The sequence below is a fragment of the Halomonas sp. H5 genome, from assembly GCF_050613175.1.
GTDB classification, from domain to species: Bacteria; Pseudomonadota; Gammaproteobacteria; order Pseudomonadales; family Halomonadaceae; genus Bisbaumannia; species Bisbaumannia salifodinae.
Genome location: NZ_CP192510.1, coordinates 1,568,257 through 1,586,572, shown reverse-complemented (window position 1 = coordinate 1,586,572; position 18,316 = coordinate 1,568,257). Strand labels below are relative to the sequence as shown.

Below are 18,316 nucleotides of genomic sequence, written 5' to 3'. Positions count from 1 at the left end.
TTAAACGGGTGTTAGCACAGCGGCTCTTGCCACCCGCCCCGAGCGTGGCGGGTGGCCGACATCAGCGGGCCAGGTAGCCCTCGGCGCGCAGGCCTGCGGTGACCTCGAGGATGCTCTCCCTGAGGGTCTCGGCGACGAAGTCGACGTCCTCGCGGGTGAGGATCAGGGTCGGCGAGAGGATGTTCATATGCGCCAGGGGGCGCACGATCAGGCCGCGCTTCTGGCAGGCGTCGGCGATGCGATTGCCCACCTTGGCCGCCGGGTCGATCAGTTCCTTGGTCGCCTTGTTGGCGACGTTCTCCAGGCAGATCATAAATTTGCGGCCACGCACGTCGCCCACCAGGTCGAGCTCGCCGAGCTCGCGGATGCGCGCTTCGAAGTAGGCACCGACCTCCTTCACATGCTCGCAGATGCCCTCGCGCTCGATGATCTCGATGTTCTTCAGCGCCGCGGCGCAGCTCACCGGATGGCCGGAGTAGGTGAAGCCGTGGGTAAAGATGGCGCCTTCGGCCTGGGGCTTGCTGATCACCTCATAGATGCGATCGGAGAAGATCGTCGCGCCCAGCGGCAGGTAGCCGGAGGTGAGGCCCTTGGCGCAGGTGATGATATCGGGAACGATCTCGAACTCGTCCTCGGAGGCGAACATATGCCCGAGGCGGCCGAAGGCGGTCACCACCTCGTCGGAGACATAGAGGACGTCGTACTTGCGGCACACCTCTAGGGTCGCCTTGTGGTAGCCCTTGGGCGGCACGATCACCCCGCCGGCGCCCATGATCGGCTCGGCGAAGAAGGCGGCCACGTTATCCGGACCGATCTCGAGGATCTTGTCCTCCAGCTCCTGGACCTTCTGGCGGCAGAATTCCTCCTCGCTGAGCCCCGGGTCGCGACGATAGGGGTTGGGGCAGGAGATGTGGTGCACCAGCTGCTCGTCGATATCGAAGCCGATATGGTCGACCTTGACCCCGGTGATCGACATGGCCATGTAGGTGCTGCCGTGGTAGCCGTCGATCCGCGAGATGATCTGCTTCTTGGTCGGCTTGCCCAACTGATTGAAGTAGAAGTGGATCAGGCGCACCGCGGTGTCGTTGGCCACCGAACCGCCGCAACCGTAGAAGACGTGGTTGAGGTCCCCCGGGGTCAGCTCGGCCAGCTTGGCGGCGAGCTTGGCCGCCGGCGGCGTGGTGTGATGGCCGAAGGTGGAGAAGTAGGGAATGGCACAGATCTGCTCCGCCACCGCCTCGGCGATCTCCTTGCGGCCATAGCCGATATTGACGCACCACAGGCCGCCGATACCATCCAGGTAGCGATTGCCGTCGGCGTCCTGGATGGAGACCCCATCGGCGCCGGTGAAGACCATGGAACCTGTCTCCTTGAAGGTGGAGAAGTCGGTCCAGGGGTGCATGAAGTGATCGCGATCGGCTTCCCAGACTCGCTGCTTCTCGGCGGCGTCGACGGCGGTCAGGTTGGGGTTGAGGCTATTCATGGGTCACTCCTGTTCGTTCGGGTCGTGCGGTGGTTCGTGAAGACTAGGCGTCGGGCCGGTGACCCGACGCCGGCTCTCGTGATTAGTCGTTGCGTTCGCCGCCGGCGCTACCGGCCATCAGCTTATCCAGCGGCTCGGGGCGGAACAGCGGCTTCTTCATCACGCCCTTGATCCAGACGATGGCCACCAGGCTGACGATGCCCAGCACCACCCCGGCGCTGGTGAAGATCCAGGCGGTCAGCTCGGGGGCCGGCGAGGCGTAGACGATGGCGTAGACCATGCCGGCGATCCCGATCACCTGGGGCAGCGGATAGAAGGGGGTGCGGAAGGGGCGCTTGGCGTCGGGGTAGCGGCGACGCAGGGCGATCACGTTGACGTGGGCGATGATATAGGCGAGCAGCCAGGCAATGGCGGCGGCCACCAGCAGCAGCCCCACGGTGCCCGCATCGTCGCCCCAGATCAGCAGCGGCAGGCCGGTGACGCCGGCGATGAACAGCACCGCCACCCAGGGCACCCGGCTGGTCGGCGTCAGCCGGCCGAGGATCGGGAAGACCTGGCCTTGCTCGGCCATGCCCTGCAGCATGCGCGGCACCGAGGCCAGGGAAGTATTGAGGGTGCTGCAGGTGGCGGTGACCGCCGCCACGGCGAGCAGGAAGGTGCCGGAGCCGCCGAAGGCCGCGGTGGCATACTCGAGGTGGGGCAGCTCGGCGTTGAGCAGGGTCTCGCGGGGAATATAGAAGAGCGCGCCCAGGCAGTAGAGCAGGAAGACGCCGAAGATCAGGGTCAGGCCGATAAACATGGCGCGGGGAATATTGCGCTCGGGGTTGCGGCTCTCCCCCACCAGCGGGCAGACGAACTCCACCCCCACATAGCCCCAGATGGCCAGGGCGATCAGGGTCAGGGCGCCGTCGCCCAGGTTGAACTCGCCGAAGATCTGCCCGGCGGGAATCACGTGGGGCGCGAAGCCGCCGCTCAGGGCGCTGACGCCGAGCAGGGTCAGGGCCACCACCATCACGAAGGCCAGAACATTCTGCAGCTTGGCGAAGACGTCGATACCCATCAGGTTGAGCAGCGTGAAGAGGCCGAGCAGCCCGAAGGCGATCCACAGGCCACCGCCCAGGCCGGGATAGAGCACCCCCAGCAGGTAGTCGACCAGCAACAGCTCCGCGGAGAGGGCGAACATGGCCACCACCACATAGCCAGAGAAGACCGCGAGGATCGCCGGAAAGTGGCCGAGGGCCACCTCGGTGTAGGTACTCAGGCTGCCGGCCCGGGGAATCATCAGCGCCAGTTCCGAGAAGGAGGTGGCGTAACAGAGCGCCAGTACCCAGGCGATGGCCAGGGGCACGATATAGGCCGCCCCGGCGATGCCCACGCCCTGGAGCATGATCACCATCACGCCCTGGGACACCACCAGGCCCACCGCCACGGCGAGCAGCGCCTTCATGCCCAGGGCGGCGCGGGGCCGGGTGGTGGCCGCGCCGGGCGCGGCGGCAAGGGTTGTCTGTGTCTCTTGCATCGGGATTACCCTCATTATTTGTAGTCGTTGTAATCGTTGGGGTGCGCCGCCGGGGTTAACGGCGCCCCCTTGCCTCGTGGGCGGTCCGCTAGAGGCGGATCCAGGTAGTCTTCAACTGCGTAAACTTATCCAGCGCATGCAGGGAGAGGTCGCGGCCGAAGCCGGACTGCTTGTAGCCGCCGAAGGGCGTGCTGAAGTCGATGGCATCCACGGTATTGACCGAGACGGTGCCGGCGCGCAGGCGCCGCGAGACCCGGTGGGCCCGGGACAGGTTCTCGGTCCACACCGAGGCGGCCAGGCCGTAGATGGAGTCGTTGGCGATGGCCACCGCCTCGTCCTCGTCGGCGAACTCGATCAGCGCCGCCACCGGGCCGAAGATCTCCTCCCGGGCGATGGTCATCTGCGGCGTCACGCCCTCGAAGAGGGTCGGTGAGACGAAGGCGCCCTCGGCATCCGCCGCCGGCGCCTCGCCCAGGGCGAGGCGCGCACCCTCCTCCACCCCCAGGCGGATAAAGCCGCGTACCCGCTGGGCGTGGTCGTTGTCGATCAGCGAGCCGACGTTGGTCTCCGGGTCGAGGGGGTCGCCCACCTTGAGCCGGGCGGCCGCCGCGACGAAGTGGGCCACGAAGGCCTCCTTGATCTCGCGCTGCACCAGGATCCGCGAGTTGGCGGAGCACACCTCGCCCTGGTTGAAGTAGATGCCCTGCACCGCGGCGGCGGCGGCGGCCTCCACATCGCAGTCGGCGAAGATCAGGTTGGGGCTCTTGCCGCCGCACTCCAGCCACACCTGCTTCATGTTCGAGCGGGCGGCATAGTCGAGGAAGCGCTTGCCGGTGGCGGTGGAGCCGGTGAAGGTCAGGCAGTCCACGTCCGGGTGCAGGCCCAGCGCCTGGCCGGTGATATGGCCATGGCCGGGCAGCACGTTGAAGACGCCATCGGGAAGCCCCGCCTGCTTGGCCAGCTCCGCCAGGCGCAGCCCGGTCAGCGGCGACTGCTCCGCCGGCTTGAGGATCACGCTGTTGCCGGCGGCCAGGGCCGGGGCCAGCTTCCAGGCGGTGATATCCAGCGGGAAGTTCCAGGGAATCACCGCCGCCACCACCCCGAGCGCCTCGCGGGTGATGGTGGCCAGGTTGTCGCCGTCGGTGGGCGCCACCTCGCCATACAGCTTGTCGGTGGCCTCGGCGTACCAGGCGAAGCAGCCGGCGGCACCGGGGATATCGATGCCGTGGGCATCGCTGATCGGCTTGCCGGTGTCCAGGGTCTCGAGCAGCGCCAGCTCGTCCTGGTGCTCCATCATCAGCGCCGCCAGGCGCTGCAACACCGCCTTGCGATGGGCCGGGGCGGCCCGGGACCAGGTGCCCGCCTCGAAGCTCGCCCGGGCCGCGGCCACCGCCGCCTCGACCTCCGCCTCGCCACAGGCGGCGACCTCGCTGATCGCCTCCCCGGTGGCCGGGTTCCAGGTGGTCAGGGTGGCGCCATCCGCCGCGTCCCGGCGCTGGCCGTCGATAAAGGCGCCGCCGGGCAGGCTCAGCCGAGTGCGCAGGTCACGCCAGTAGGAAAGATCGTGTGCCGCCATCGGAATCACTCCAGTTGTCGGGGGTTGTACTTGGGGGCCTCGGAAGGCGCGAATCACGACTGGTGCGTTCACGATAGCCTCGGGCATTGCTTTACTAAAATATTATTATGCTAAGCGCTGGCTCAGTTTTTCTTATGCAGCGATGGCGCCCAGTGGCCGCCGATACCGTCCACTGGCGAGAGATTCAAAGGGAGGGAGACAAGACACCGGAGCCGGCGATGCTTTTAGTCTAGCCGCGACTCGATGGGGATCAGGATCGGCAAGGCACCAGGGCCTTATTCGCGCTCGCTCGAGCCGATCAGTCGCTCGGGGACCTGGGCAAAGGAGTGCGCGAGCCGCTCCAGGGTCGGCGACAGGGAGTCGGCGTCGCAGGCCAGCCGATGCATGGCCTCGGCGGCGGGGCTCAGGCGCAGCCCGCGCAGGCAGGCGATGCCCATGGAGAGCGGTGGCGCCTCGTCGCTCAGGGTCAGCGCCTTGAGGCGTCCGCCATCGAAGGCGTCCAGGGTGGTCAGGGGCGTATTGAACAGCGCGAAGCCGAAGCCCTTGGCCACCAGGCCACGGATCATGTCCATCGACTTGGCGCGGTGGGCCACCGTGGGCGAGAGCCCCTGATGGGAGAAGATCGACAGGAAGTAGTCGCGACTCAGCGGCCAGTCGAGGATCACCATGGGGTACTCCACCAGCTCGGCGAGGCGCACGCTGTCGCGGTCGGCCAGGGGGTGATCGACGCTGACCACCGCATAGGGAGGGAAGCGGTAGAGCGGCGTGAAGTCGACGCTCTCCGGGACCTGGAGGTCGTAGGTAAAGGCCAGCTCGTAGTCCCCCTTGCCCAGGCCGGCGACGATATCCACCTGATTCATCTCGTCGCACTGCAGGCTCACCGCCGGGTAGCGGTCGGCATAGCGGCGCAGCAGCTGAGGCAGGAAGACCGGCGCGAAGGTGGGAAAGGCCACCAGGCGCAGCTCGCCGCCGATCTCCTCGCCCAGGGAGACGGCGAAGCGCTCCAGCCCCTCGGCGTCGCGCAACAGCTGCTTGGCGCGCACCAGCAGTTGCTTGCCGGAAGGGGTCAGGGAGAGCCCCTGGGCATGGTGGCGAACGAAGAGCTGCAGCCCGGTGGTCTCTTCGATCTGCTGGATGGCCGCGGAGATGGAGGGCTGGGAGACATGCAGCCGCTTGGCCGCCTGGGTGACGCTGGAGAGGTCGCCGGCGACGACGAAGTAGCGCAGCTGCTTGAGGGTAAAGTGACGCATCGACGGGGTTCCGGGCTCGGGGACTCGAGGCGGCGACGCCGCCTACCCCGAGCATACCAAGGCTGGCCCAGGGGCGTTAGCGGCACTCCCAATCCTTTGGCCATCGCCGCGAGCCACTTCCTGGGCATTGAGACTCGGAGCTACCCTGGAGGCGAAGTCCTCGCGGGGCGCGGTAAACCCGTCCCTGGGCGCTACCGATGCCATCCCTGGCATAGGACCCCCGCTCGGCCCCGCCTCCAGCGCCCCTGAGCCATTCCAGCTTCAATAGTCCTGACTCGACTAGGTAGTTTCCAGGGCAGCGCAGGCGCGATCCAGGCGGGCCACCGCCTCGGGGTCGGCCAGGGCCTCGGTAAGCCGCGCCAGGAAGGCCTCGCAGCGCCCCAGCTGCTCGCGGGTCACGTACTCGTCGGGCTGATGACCCTGGGCCATGCTGCCGGGTCCGCAGACCAGGGTGGGAATCCCCAGCTCCCGCTGGAAGAGCCCCGCCTCGGTGCCGAAACCGATGCGCTCGCGGCCCGGCGCGGCCAGCAGCGACAGGATCAGCGCCACCAGCTCGCCCTCCTCCGCCATGGCCAGGCCCGGGTAGTCGCCGAGCCAGCTCAGGGAGACGCCCGCCTCGGGATGGCGCGCCTTGAGCTCGGCATCCAGGCGGTCGATCTTCTCCATCAGCGGCGCCAGCAACGCCTGCGGCTCCTCGTCCGGGACGTTGCGCACCTCGAAATCGAGGCGGCACCGGGCCGGCACGATATTCAGCGCCGTGCCGCCGGCGACGGTACCCAACTGCAAAGTGGTATAGGGGATGGCGAAGCGGGTATCGAAGGGCCCGGTCTCGGCCTTGGCGGCGGCGGTGTCGGCGAACCACTGGATCAGCGGCGCCGCCGCCTGGATGGCATTGATGCCCTCCGGGGCCATGCCGGAGTGGCAGGCCCTGCCGGTCACCTCGATACGACCGGCCTGCTTGCCCTTGTGGGCGGTGGCCAGGCGCATGGAGGTGGGCTCGCCCACCACGCAGGCGGCGGGGCGTACCCGGAAGCGGCGCATCGCCTCGAGCAGGCTGCGCACCCCCAGGCAGCCCACCTCCTCGTCATGGGAGAAGGCCAGGTGGATGGGCGCGGCGAGCTCGGCCCGGGCCATGGCCGGCAGCGCCGCCAGCACCGCCGCCAGGAAGCCCTTCATGTCCGCGGTGCCACGGCCATAGAGGCGCTGCCCCTTGGCGGTCAGCCGATAGGGATCGCTGCTCCAGGCCTGGCCGGTCACCGGCACGGTGTCGGTATGCCCGGAGAGCATTACCCCGGGGCGATCCCCGGGCCCGATGGTGGCGTAGAGGTTGGCCTTCTCGCCGCAGGCCGAGGGAACCAGGGTCGCCTCGATGCCCTGCTCGGCGAGGAGATCCCGCACGAAGTGGATCAGCGCCAGGTTGCTGCGATCGCTGGTGGTATCGAAGGCGATCAGCCGCTCCAGCAGATCGACACAGGCCGTCGAGGCGTCGCTCATCGGTCGTCTCCCGGCACCCCGTAGCCGGGCGCCCGGTTGGGATCAATGGCACGACAGAGATAAGCGGCCCGCTCGGGGAGATAGGCCTGCCACACCCTACGCAGCTCCTGGATCGGAGCGATATGCCAGTCCACCCGCAGGTCCACCGCCGGCCAGCTAGCCTGCTCATAGACCTTGAGGCCCGCCGAGTGCACCGGCCCCATTTCGCCGCCGGCGGCCTGGGCCGCCTCCAGCGCCGCCAGCAGCCGCTCGGCGAGCTCCCCCGGGTGACTCTCGAAGGCCTCTACCAGGGCATCGATCACCGCGCCGTCGGCGAGCATATTGCCGCCGGCCACGCAGTCGCGGCCGCGCCGGGTGGCATGGATCCCCAGGGTCTCGGCGCCGCTATGCACGGCGCTGCGCCCCTCGGCGTCCAGCACCTGCAGCTGGCGCCACTCGGGGAAGCGTTCCTCCTCGACAAGGCGCGCCAATACCGTCTCGGCGGGAAGGCCCTGGGCCAGCAGCTCGGTGCCGCGCTGGCCCAACACCGGGTTGGTGACGTTCTGGGTCAAGACCACCCCACGCCCCGGGGCGATAAAGGGACAACGGCTGGCCACGCAGATGCTCGATGAGCTGATGGCGGTGCCGAACTGGCCGGTCTCACGGCAAAAGCCGGCGATGGAAAAGGTCATTGGGCGCCCTCCTCACCTGCGGCCGCGTCCGGGATCACGGCGATCACATCGATCTCCATCAGCCACTCCGGCTGGGCCAGCCCCGCCACCACCAGGCCGGTGGAGATGGGATAGACCCCCTTGAGCCACTGCCCTACCTCCCGATAGACCGGCTCGCGGAAACGCGGGTCGGTGATATAGGTGGTGGTCTTGACGATATGGCTGAGGTCGCTGCCGGCCTCCTCGAGTAGCTGCTTGACGTTCTTCATGGCCTGGTTGGCCTGGGCGGCGGGGTCGCCCAGGCCGACCAGGCGACCCTCGAAGTCGGTGCCCACCTGGCCGCGCACATAGACGGTGTTGCCGGCCCGCACCGCCTGGCAGAGGTCGTTGTCCAGGCTCTGGTTGGGGTAGGTGGCCTTGGTATTGAACATGCGAATTCGGGTATGCGTCGGCATCGACGACTCCTTGCTGCTGAGGCAATTAATGGTTTTCGCAGATCGGCGTGAAGCCGCGTCTCGGCGATTGGCGCCCATAGGCGCCTCAACCAGGATCGCCCTTCGGGCGATAATCGCGCGGGGAACCCGCGCTCCCACAAAACACCGTGCGCCTTCATGCCTAGGTGCGATAAACCCCATCATGGGGGGCCACATAACGCCCCGCTGGCTTACTCGACGGTCGCCGCCCGGCGTGGCGCGGTGCGCCCCGCGTCCTGGGCCTCGGCGTGGTAGGCCAGGTACTTGCGCTGGGTGGCGATGTGGTCGGCGATATGCTTGGCGTCGTGCCACACCCCCCAGATAAAGCTGGAGCCGCGCCGCGACAGCCAGGGCAGGCCGACGAAATAGACGCCGGGCTCGCGGGAGACGCCGCGCTGGTGCTGGGGCTTGCCGTTGTCATCGAAGGCGTCCACCTTGAGCCAGCGGTAATCCACCGTGAAGCCGGTGGCCCAGACGATGGTGCCGATCTCGGCCTCGGCCAGGTCGAGCTCGAGCAGCGGCTCACGCACGCAGGCCGGGTCGGCGGGGATGCGCCGCGCCTCGGGCTCCTCCGGCAGGTCGAGGCCATTACGGCGGGCATAGTCGTCGGCGGCATCCAGCATCGACAGGTAGTTGGCGTCGCCGGCGGCCAGGTTGTCGGCCAGGTCGGATTCGAAGGTCACCTTGCCGTCGGCGAAGGCCCGGGTGCGCCCGACCAGGGTCATGCCCTGGTGGGCCAGCTCGCGGAAGTCGATGGTCTTGCCGCCATTGGCGCCGCTCACCGCGATGGTGACGTGCTCGCTGCCGGGGCGCATCATCTCGGTATCCCACTCGCCGAGCACCCCCAGCCACCAGCAGAAGTCGCGCCCCCGGTAGGCCCGGGGCGGACGATCGTGGGGCCCCACCGAGAGGTAGACTCGCCTCCCCGAGCGCCGCAGCTCCTCGGCGATCTGCACCCCGGAGGAACCGGCCCCCACCACCAGCACCGCGCCCTCCGGCAGTTGCCCGGGGTTGCGATACTCGGCGGAGTGAAGCTGGGTGAGGGTCGCGTCATCGGGGGCGATGGGCGGAATCACCGGCGTCTGGAAGGGACCGGTGGCGGCCACCACCCGGTTGGCCTCGATCACTCCCTCGGAGGTCTCGATGGTAAAGCCCGGCCGGCCGGCGTTGCGCTCCACCGACCTGACCTCGACCCCGGTGCGGATGGGGGCCTGGATCTTCTCGGCATAGGCCTCGAAATAGGCCGCCACCCGCTCCTTGTCGGCGAAGGCGTCGGGGTCCAGGTCGTCGAACTCGAGCCCCGGGAAGCGGTCATGCCAGGCCGGGCCATTGGCCACCAGGGAGTCCCAGCGGCGGGTACGCCAGGCCTCGGCGATGCGGTTACGCTCCAGCACCAGATGGGGCACGCCCTGATTACTCAGGTGTTCGCTCATGGCCACGCCGGCCTGACCGCCGCCCACCACCAGGGTATCGATCGTTTCTACTGTCATGCTGCGTCCTCCGGGTGAAGTCGTTATGCCCCCACCTTAGGCGCGCCCCATGATTAGATAAAATATAGTTATTCTGGCTTTTGCATCAAAAAAACCGATTCTCGATGAAACCGCCCTGTCATCGAGAATGGCTATCGGGCATTATTCCCAAAATATATATAAAACAGGATTGTCATTACTTATGGGCTAGTTTAGCCTGCTATCCAACATCCTTAATCTCGTGCGGAGCCCATGACCATGTTCAAGCCCTCCTGGATTCATCGCGGCATCCTGGCCGCCGCCCTCGGCAGCGTCGTCGTCGCCACCCCGGCCCTGGCCCAGGAGCGCGAGCTGCTCAACTCCTCCTACGACATCGCCCGGGAGCTGTTCTCCGCCATCAACCCGGACTTTATCGCCCACTGGGAGGCCGAGCATGGCGAGACCGTCGGCGTACAGCAGTCCCACGGCGGCTCCTCCGCCCAGGCCCGGGCCATCATGCAGGGCCTGCGCGCCGACGTGGTGACCTATAACCAGGTCACCGACGTCCAGGTGCTGGCCGACGCCGGTCTGGTGGACGAGGAGTGGCAGAGCCAGTTGCCCAACAACGCCTCCCCCTACTACTCCACCACCGCCTTCCTGGTGCGCAAGGACAACCCCAAGGGCATCGAAAGCTGGGACGACCTGGTGCGCGAGGACGTGAGCATGGTCTTCCCCAACCCCAAGACCTCCGGCAACGGCCGCTACACCTACCTGGCCGCCTGGGGCTTCGCCGAGCAGGCCTTCGACGGTGACGAGGAGCAGATCCACGACTTCATGCGCACCTTCCTGCGCAACGTGGCGGTCTTCGACACCGGCGGCCGCGGCGCCACCACCAGCTTTATCGAGCGCGGCCTGGGCGACGTGCTGATCAGCTTCGAATCCGAGGTCAACAATATCCGCGGCGAGTACGGCGAGGACGACTTTGAGGTGATCGTGCCGCCGGTGAGCATCCTCGCCGAGTTCCCGGTGGCCGTGGTGGAAGAGAACGCCGAGCGCAACGGCACCGAGGACCTGGCCCGGGGCTACCTGGACTACCTCTATAGCGAGGAAGGCCAGCGCACCCTGGCCGGCTTCAACTACCGGGTCCACCACGAGGCGGTGGTGGAAGAGTTCGCCGAGCGGTTCCCCGAGACCGAGCTGCTGCGCGTCGAGGAGGTCTTCGGCGGCTGGGAGCAGGCCATGGAGGACCACTTCGCCGGCGGCGCCCTGCTCGATCAACTGCAGCGTCGCTAAGCCATCATGAGCCTCGCCCTTCCCCGCCTCACAGGCCGTCGCCGGGTCCTGCCCGGCTTCGGCCTGTCGCTGGGCATCAGCCTGATGTTCGTCTCGCTGGTGCTGCTGCTGCCCATGACCAGCCTGGTGGGCCAGCTCTCCGGCATCAGCCTGGCCGAGTACTGGGCCATTATCAGCGATGGCCGGGTGGTGGCCAGTTACACCGTGACCCTCGGCGCCGCCGCCCTGGCGGCGCTGGTCAACGCCGCCTTCGGCCTGCTGCTGGCCTGGGTGCTGGTGCGCTACGAGTTTCCCGGCAAGCGCCTGCTCGATGCCCTGATGGACCTGCCCTTCGCCCTGCCCACGGCGGTGGCCGGCATCACCCTGGCCACCCTCTACGCCGGCAGCGGCTGGATGGGCCGGTGGCTCGAGCCGCTGGGGCTGCAGGTGGCCTATACCTGGGTGGGCATCGCCCTGGCCATGGCCTTCACCAGCATCCCCTTCGTGGTGCGCACCGTGCAGCCGGTGCTGGAAGACCTGCCCCAGGAGGTGGACGAGGCGGCCCTGACCCTGGGCGCCTCTGATGCCACCGCCTTCCGCCGGGTGATCCTGCCGCACCTGTGGCCGGCGCTGGTGACCGGCACCGGGCTGGCCTTCGTGCGCTCCCTGGGCGAGTTCGGCGCCATCATCTTTATCGCCGGCAACATGCCCTATGAGACCGAGATCACCGCCCTGATGATCTTCGTCAAGCTCCAGGAGTACGACTACGTGGGGGCCTCGGCCATCGCCTCGGTGGTGCTGATGGTCTCGCTGGCGCTGCTGCTGGCGATCAATATCTGGCAGGGGCGCTTTATCAAGCGCCTGCATGGAGGACGCGGCTGATGCAACGGATCGGTGATGCCCCGGCGGTGCGCCGGGGCCTGATTGGCGCCGCCCTGGTTCTCTCGGCGCTGTTCCTGCTGCTGCCCCTGGTGGCCATTTTCGCCCAGGCCTTCGCCCAGGGCGTGGGCGTCTTCTGGGCCAATGTCAGCGACCACTACACCCTGGCCGCCATCGGCCTGACGCTGGTTATCACCGTGCTGACGATTCCCGTCTGCCTGGTGTTCGGCGTGGCCCTGGCCTGGCTTGTGACCCGCTTCAGCTTCCCGGGGCGGCGCCTGCTGCAGACCCTGATCGATATCCCCTTCGCCGTCTCGCCGGTGGTGGCGGGCTTGATCTACCTGCTGCTCTACGGCCGCAACGGCTGGATCGGTGGCTGGCTGGACACCCACGATATCCAGCTGATGTTCGCCTGGCCGGGGATCCTGATGGTGACCCTCTTCGTCACCTGCCCCTTCGTGGCCCGGGAACTGATCCCGCTGATGCAGGCCCAGGGCTCCCGGGAAGAGGAAGCCGCGGTGACCCTGGGCGCCTCCGGCGGGACCATCTTCCGCCGGGTGACCCTGCCCAATATCCGCTGGGCGCTGCTCTACGGGGTGATCCTCACCAATGCCCGGGCGGTGGGCGAGTTCGGCGCCGTCTCGGTGGTCTCCGGGGCCATCCGCGGCCAGACCAACACCCTGCCGCTGCACCTGGAGCAGCTCTACCAGGACTACAACACCGTGGGCGCCTTCGCCAGTGCTGCGCTACTGGCCCTGATCGCCCTGTTCACGCTGGCCGCCAAGGCCGGCCTGGAATGGCGCGCCGCGCGCCGGGAGGCTTGATCATGGGCATTCGCCTGAGCCAAATCGCCAAGACCTACGGCCGTCCGGGCACGCCCCGGGCCCTGGAGCCCATCGACCTGGAGATCGCCAGCGGCGAGCTGGTGGGCCTGCTGGGCCCCTCCGGCTCCGGCAAGACCACCTTGCTGCGGATCATCGCCGGCCTGGAACAGCCCGACCGGGACCCCGCCGGCACCATCCACTTCGGTAGCCGCGACGTCACCGAGGTGCATGTACGCGACCGGCGCATCGGTTTCGTCTTCCAGCACTATGCGCTGTTCAAGCATATGACGGTGTTCGACAACGTGGCCTTCGGCCTCACCGTCCAGCCGCGCAGCCAACGCCCCTCCAGCGGCGAGATCCGCGCCCGGGTGCACCAGCTGCTGGAGATGGTGCAACTGGAGCGTTTCGCCCAGCGCTACCCGGCGGAGCTCTCCGGCGGCCAGCAGCAGCGGGTCTCCCTGGCCCGGGCCCTGGCCCTGCGCCCCGAGGTGCTGCTGCTCGACGAGCCCTTCGGCGCCCTGGACGCCAAGGTGCGCCAGGACCTGCGCCGCTGGCTGCGCCACCTGCATGACGAGCTGAACTTCACCAGCGTCTTCGTGACCCATGACCAGGAGGAGGCCCTGGAGCTCTCCGACCGGGTGGTGGTGATGAGCAATGGCCGCATCGAGCAGATCGATGCCCCGGCACGGCTCTATCGGGCCCCGGCCAACCGCTTCGTCTTCGAGTTCCTGGGCGACGTCAATCGCCTGGAGGGCGAGGTGCGCGACGGCGTGCTGACCTGCGGCGAGGCACGCCTGGCGGTCGACCTGCCCGAGGGGCCCCAGGAGCTGCTGCTGCGCCCCCATGAGCTGAGCCTGGACGCCGCCCCCGGTGCCGCGGCGCATCTGCCGATGACGGTCACCGCCGTGGTGCCGGTGGGCGCCGAGGTGCGCATCGAGCTGGCCGCCGACTGGCTCGCCGAGCCGTGGCTGGCCACCATCGGCCATACCGATTTCGAGCGCCTCGACGTCAGGCGCGGCCAGCGCCTCTATGCCCTGCCCCAGCGCTGGCACCGCTTCGCCGCCGAGGGCCAGCCGGCGACCAAGCCCAGCCTGGCCTGACCGGGAGACCCGACGCTTTCCAGACTCGGCGCCCGCCCCCTATACTCGCCTCGGCATCCCGCCGAGGCGTTGTTATTGGAGAGCCCCCTATGCCAAGCCCTATGCCGAATCCCATGCCCAGCCCCCGACTCAGACTCCCGCTGCTTGCGCTATTGCTCCTCACCCTGCTGCTGGCGGGCTGCAGCAGCCCCCACTACCTGCAGGTGGATCCCCGGGTCAGCGCCGAGCTGCCGCGCAGCGGCCAGGGCCAGGCGGTGGCGGTGCATGTGGTGGATGGTCGCGACAGCGAGGTGCTGGGCACCCGCAGCGGCGCCGAGATGTCCGCCGCCACCATTACCGTGCAGGCCCATGAGCTGGTGCCCAAGCTGCAGGCCCAGGCCGAGGAGGCGGTACGCCAGATGGGCTTTAGTCCCACCCGCCAGACCGACACCACCCCGCGACTGACCCTGACCCTGATGCGCCTGGACTATGCCCGCGGCGACGGCGTGCCGGTGCTCGGCGAGGCGGTGCTGGAGGCGGTCTTCCAAGCCGAGGCGGTCAACGCCGGCACCACCTATACCGGCACCTACACCTCGCGACGCAGCCAGAGCTACGCCCTGCGCCCCAGCCGCGAGGCCAATACCCGGATGGTCAACGAGCTGCTGAGCGACGGCCTCAACCGCAGCTTCCGGGACCCGGAGCTGGGTGCCCTGCTGGCTCGCTGATCGTCTGCACCAACGCCGCCACAAAACGTCAAGGGGCGCCTCCATGGAGGCGCCCCTTGGCGTGTTAACGCCGAGAAACCAGCGCTTAACGCCGCGGCCCCCGCCGCCGTAGCGACCAGATGCTCTCGCGAAAGCCGTTGGATTCCGGCTCGGCATCGTCCAGGTGCAACAGTTCGAAGTTGGCGCCGAACAGCCGCTCCACCTCGGCCGCCTCGACGCTGAAGGGCGGGCCGGCGCTATCCGGCCGGGTCAGGCTGATCAGCAGGCCACGACTGCCCGGAGCCAGCAACTGGGCGAGGTGAAAGGCATAGCGCTGGCGGGTCGCCTCCGGCAGGGCGATCAGGGCGGCACGATCATAGAAGGCCCCCACCTCGGCGGCCTGGGGCAGATGGAAGTGGAAGAAGTCGCCACACCATAGCTCCACGCTGCCCTGGCGGGTCACCTCGAAGTCGCCCTGACGGTAGCGGGACGCCGGCGCCTCGCCCTCGGCCACGAACTGGGCGATCGCCTGGCTGGCCAGTTCGATGCCCAGCACCGGATGCCCCCGTTCGGCCAGCCAGCGCATATCCAGGCTCTTGCCACACAACGGTACCAGCACCTTGGTATCGCTGGGCACGCCCAGCCCGGGCCAGTAGCGCGCCAGCGCCGGATGGGCCGCCTCGCGGTGAAAGCCGATCCGCCCTTCCCGCCAGCGCGCCAACCATTCGTTTTCCTGAACGCTATCCATCTCTCACCGGACTCCCTTGGTCACCGACAGCACTTAGAACCAGCGATCGCGCTTCTTGCGGCGCCGCGGCAAGTGGGGAACGATCAGCCCCGCCAGCAGGCCGGCACCGGCCACGCCGCCGCCATACAGGAAGTAACGCAGCAGCAGGTCTTCCTCCTGGGTATCCAGGCGCGCCTGCAGCTCGCGTACCCGGCGCTGGGCCTCGGTGACCTGGCCGTCCAGCTCATGGTTGCGCGACTCCAGCTCGGCGATCCGCGCCTCTCGCACCTCCAGGGTCTCGGTCATCCCGGCCACGCGCTGCTCCCACTGCTCGTTGATGCCGTCGAGCTCCTCGGTCAGCTCGGTCACCTGGCTCTCCAGCGCCGGCAGGCGGACCCGATCGCTGGGCTCCTCCTGTAGCTCGCTGGTCAACACCCAGACCGCATTGCCGTTGGCGTTCATCACCCGGGTGTAATTCCCACTGCTCTCCAGGGCGCGCACCGGCTCACCGGCGGTGAGGGTGCCGATGATACGGTAGCCATCGGTGGGCCCACTGCGCACGAAGGTGCTGAGTTCATCGGTGACCCAGTGGGTCGGGTCCTGCACTTCCTGAGCCTGGACGGAGAGGCTCAGCCCTCCCAACACCAGGCCCATGATCAAGGGGTTGAATTGTTTCATAGCTCTGCCGTCATGATGGGCTCGGGGTGGCACGGCGGCCCTGCCCCAGGCGATCTTCGGCGTGATCGGCGACTCCTTCGACGATCCCGCCCCACTCGGATTGCCATCCACAGCTTCTGTGGATAAGTCTTGGGAAAACCCTTCGCGAAGAGTTCGTATCCGGCATCGGCGCTGCGATCCCTACAAATCGATCACTTTTTGATCGAAGGCGCGGACGTTACTCCTCGCCGCGGGGTGGCCAGCTCATGGGCCGCGGAAACTCCGCCACCTTGCCCTCGGCCTTGACCGCCTTGGCCACGCCCTCGCGCTCCACTTCATCGATACGCACGATGGAATTCAAGGGGATATAACTGCGATTGACCCCCTCGAAGGTGCGCCGCAGCTTGTCGCTGGAGGGGTCCACCACCAGCTTGGAGGCATCCTCGAAGACGAGTTCCTCCACCTCGATAAAGCCCCACAGCTCGCTCTGGAAGATCTCTCGTGCGTAGAGCTCCCAGACCTCGCCCTGATTATGGAATACCACGCGATAGATGGGCTTGGACGCCATATTGCCTCTGTTTCGACCTCATTTGACCGCCTCGCCGGTGGGCAAGAGCGCCCGCCGGATCGTGACCGGCAAGAATATCACAGCCGCGCCCGGGCCGAACCTGGGGAGCACGCCACTGGAATGACGGAGGGACGCTGGCTCCCATCCAGGCGGGTGCGTATAATCCTCGCCCAGATATTCACGCTTGGCCGCAAGGCCCCTCCTGTATAGACCCCAAACCGGTGACGGAAACGTCGGGCCACGTGCCGCGACCCTGATTCTTATGGCGAAGAAACTCTTCATCAAGACCCACGGCTGCCAGATGAACGAGTACGACTCCGCACGCATGGCGGATCTGCTCGGCGAGTCGCACGACCTGGAACTGACCGACGACGAAACCCAGGCGGACGTGATCCTGCTCAACACCTGCTCGATCCGCGAGAAGGCCCAGGAGAAGGTCTTCCATCAGTTGGGGCGCTGGAAGAAGCTCAAGGAGAGCAACCCGGAGCTGGTGATCGGCGTCGGCGGCTGCGTGGCCAGCCAGGAGGGCGAGGCCCTGCGCAAGCGCGCCCCCCATGTGGACATGGTCTTCGGTCCCCAGACCCTGCACCGGGTGCCGGCGATGCTCGACTCCCGCCAACAGAACCAGATCTCGGTGGTCGACGTCACCTTCCCGGAGATCGAGAAGTTCGATCACCTGCCCAAGCCCAGCTCCGACGGCGCCACCGCCTTCGTCTCGGTGATGGAAGGCTGCTCCAAGTACTGCACCTTCTGCGTGGTGCCCTATACCCGCGGCGAGGAGGTCTCGCGGCCCTTCGAGGCGGTGATGGACGAGGTGATCCACCTCGCCGACCAGGGCGTGCGGGAGATCAACCTGCTGGGCCAGAACGTCAACGCCTACCGCGGCGAGAACCAGCTCGGCGACGAGATCGACCTGGCCGAGCTGATCAGTTGCGTGGCGGCGGTGGAAGGCATCGATCGTATCCGCTTCACCACCTCCCACCCGGTGGAGTTCTCCGACAGCCTGATCGAGGCCTACGGCGAGATCCCCGAGCTGGTCAGCCACCTGCACCTGCCGGTGCAGTCCGGCTCCGACCGCATCCTGGCGGCCATGAAACGCGGCCACGGCGTGGAAGAATATGTGGACAAGATGGAGCGGATCCGCGAACTGCGCCCGGACATCAGCTTCTCCTCGGACTTTATCATCGGCTTCCCCGGCGAGACCGACGAGGACTTCGAGGCCACCATGGACCTCATCCATCGCATCGGCTTCGATCACTCCTTCAGCTTCGTCTACTCGGCGCGTCCCGGCACCCCGGCAGCCAGCCTCGAGGACGACACCCCGGAGGGCGTCAAGAAGCAGCGCCTGGCGATCCTCCAGGAGCGCATCAACCAGCAGGCGATGCAGATCAGCCGCCGCATGGTGGGTAGCACCCAGCGCATCCTGGTCACCGGCTTCTCGCCCAAGGACCCGGGCCAGCTCTCCGGACGCACCGAGAACAACCGGGTGGTCAACTTCCGCGCCGCCAACCCCATGGAGCTGATCGGCTTCTTCGTCGACGTGGAGATCACCGAGGCGCTGCCCAACTCCCTGCGCGGCGACCTGGCCTCCCCGGCGCGCTATTGAGCGCCTCCGAGAGCCTCCTCCGAGCCCCGCCCGCGGGCCGCACCCAGGCATTGCCCCGGCACCGTCCGGGGCTTTAAGCTCATCGCATTCCCCCTGCCAAGGACCCT

At 67.6% G+C, this 18,316-nt stretch carries 17 protein-coding genes; 6 read left to right on the top strand and 11 right to left on the bottom strand.

What is annotated here, in order from left to right; all coding sequences use genetic code 11:
• Positions 1-61 precede the first annotated feature (61 nt).
• The 8 genes from ACQ1W9_RS07300 to ACQ1W9_RS07265 all read right to left on the bottom strand — a co-directional run bounded on the left by ACQ1W9_RS07300 (position 62) and on the right by ACQ1W9_RS07265 (position 9,935).
• Positions 62-1,483 carry an aminotransferase gene (locus ACQ1W9_RS07300; RefSeq protein ID WP_431025993.1) on the bottom strand — a complete coding sequence of 474 codons (1,422 nt, stop codon included), beginning with the start codon at positions 1,481-1,483 and terminating at the stop codon, positions 62-64.
• An 82-nt stretch (positions 1,484-1,565) separates the two neighbouring features.
• The gene (locus ACQ1W9_RS07295; RefSeq protein ID WP_431025992.1) at positions 1,566-3,002 is read right to left on the bottom strand and encodes an APC family permease; all 1,437 of its coding nucleotides are present in this window, start codon (positions 3,000-3,002) and stop codon (positions 1,566-1,568) included.
• Positions 3,003-3,090: 88 nt separating this feature from the next.
• Complete coding sequence (locus ACQ1W9_RS07290; protein WP_431025991.1) at positions 3,091-4,578, bottom strand: aldehyde dehydrogenase; 1,488 nt, start codon at positions 4,576-4,578, stop codon at positions 3,091-3,093.
• 275 nt (positions 4,579-4,853) lie between these two features.
• Entirely contained in the window at positions 4,854-5,828 is a 975-nt protein-coding gene (locus ACQ1W9_RS07285; protein ID WP_431025990.1) for a LysR family transcriptional regulator, read from the bottom strand.
• A gap of 279 nt (positions 5,829-6,107) precedes the next feature.
• Entirely contained in the window at positions 6,108-7,322 is a 1,215-nt protein-coding gene (argE, locus tag ACQ1W9_RS07280; protein WP_431025989.1) for an acetylornithine deacetylase, read from the bottom strand.
• A complete protein-coding gene (locus tag ACQ1W9_RS07275; RefSeq protein WP_431025988.1) occupies positions 7,319-7,993 on the bottom strand; it encodes a DUF1028 domain-containing protein in 675 nt (224 codons plus the stop codon). The genes argE and ACQ1W9_RS07275 overlap by 4 nt, the downstream gene beginning before the upstream one ends.
• Complete coding sequence (locus ACQ1W9_RS07270; protein WP_431025987.1) at positions 7,990-8,427, bottom strand: RidA family protein; 438 nt, start codon at positions 8,425-8,427, stop codon at positions 7,990-7,992. The genes ACQ1W9_RS07275 and ACQ1W9_RS07270 overlap by 4 nt, the downstream gene beginning before the upstream one ends.
• A 209-nt stretch (positions 8,428-8,636) precedes the next feature.
• Complete coding sequence (locus tag ACQ1W9_RS07265; protein ID WP_431025986.1) at positions 8,637-9,935, bottom strand: flavin-containing monooxygenase; 1,299 nt, start codon at positions 9,933-9,935, stop codon at positions 8,637-8,639.
• A gap of 237 nt (positions 9,936-10,172) precedes the next feature.
• Between ACQ1W9_RS07265 and cysP the strand changes: the two genes are divergently transcribed.
• The 5 genes from cysP to ACQ1W9_RS07240 all read left to right on the top strand — a co-directional run bounded on the left by cysP (position 10,173) and on the right by ACQ1W9_RS07240 (position 14,672).
• Positions 10,173-11,186 carry a thiosulfate ABC transporter substrate-binding protein CysP gene (gene cysP, locus ACQ1W9_RS07260; RefSeq protein ID WP_431025985.1) on the top strand — a complete coding sequence of 338 codons (1,014 nt, stop codon included), beginning with the start codon at positions 10,173-10,175 and terminating at the stop codon, positions 11,184-11,186.
• Between the two features lie 6 nt (positions 11,187-11,192).
• Positions 11,193-12,047, top strand: coding sequence for a sulfate ABC transporter permease subunit CysT (gene cysT, locus ACQ1W9_RS07255; protein WP_431025984.1), 855 nt, complete (start codon positions 11,193-11,195; stop codon positions 12,045-12,047).
• On the top strand, positions 12,047-12,868 hold the full coding sequence (gene cysW, locus ACQ1W9_RS07250; RefSeq protein ID WP_431025983.1) for a sulfate ABC transporter permease subunit CysW: 822 nt from the start codon (positions 12,047-12,049) through the stop codon (positions 12,866-12,868). Before cysT ends, cysW begins: the two co-directional genes overlap by 1 nt.
• A gap of 2 nt (positions 12,869-12,870) precedes the next feature.
• Positions 12,871-13,968 (top strand): sulfate/molybdate ABC transporter ATP-binding protein, encoded by a 1,098-nt coding sequence (locus ACQ1W9_RS07245; RefSeq protein ID WP_431025982.1) that lies wholly within the window; start codon positions 12,871-12,873, stop codon positions 13,966-13,968.
• Positions 13,969-14,057: 89 nt separating this feature from the next.
• The gene (locus tag ACQ1W9_RS07240; protein ID WP_431025981.1) at positions 14,058-14,672 is read left to right on the top strand and encodes a YajG family lipoprotein; all 615 of its coding nucleotides are present in this window, start codon (positions 14,058-14,060) and stop codon (positions 14,670-14,672) included.
• Between the two features lie 85 nt (positions 14,673-14,757).
• Here the strand turns inward: ACQ1W9_RS07240 and ACQ1W9_RS07235 are convergent, their stop codons facing one another.
• From ACQ1W9_RS07235 to ACQ1W9_RS07225, 3 genes are all read right to left on the bottom strand, one after another.
• A complete protein-coding gene (locus tag ACQ1W9_RS07235; RefSeq protein WP_431025980.1) occupies positions 14,758-15,399 on the bottom strand; it encodes a thiopurine S-methyltransferase in 642 nt (213 codons plus the stop codon).
• 33 nt (positions 15,400-15,432) lie between these two features.
• Entirely contained in the window at positions 15,433-16,056 is a 624-nt protein-coding gene (locus tag ACQ1W9_RS07230) for a TIGR04211 family SH3 domain-containing protein (protein ID WP_431025979.1), read from the bottom strand.
• Between the two features lie 217 nt (positions 16,057-16,273).
• Positions 16,274-16,603 (bottom strand): DUF1820 family protein, encoded by a 330-nt coding sequence (locus tag ACQ1W9_RS07225; RefSeq protein ID WP_346063516.1) that lies wholly within the window; start codon positions 16,601-16,603, stop codon positions 16,274-16,276.
• Between the two features lie 262 nt (positions 16,604-16,865).
• On the opposite strand from ACQ1W9_RS07225, the gene miaB reads away from it, so the two are divergent.
• Positions 16,866-18,209, top strand: a complete 1,344-nt coding sequence (gene miaB / locus ACQ1W9_RS07220; protein ID WP_431025978.1) for a tRNA (N6-isopentenyl adenosine(37)-C2)-methylthiotransferase MiaB — start codon at positions 16,866-16,868, stop codon at positions 18,207-18,209.
• Positions 18,210-18,316 lie beyond the last annotated feature (107 nt).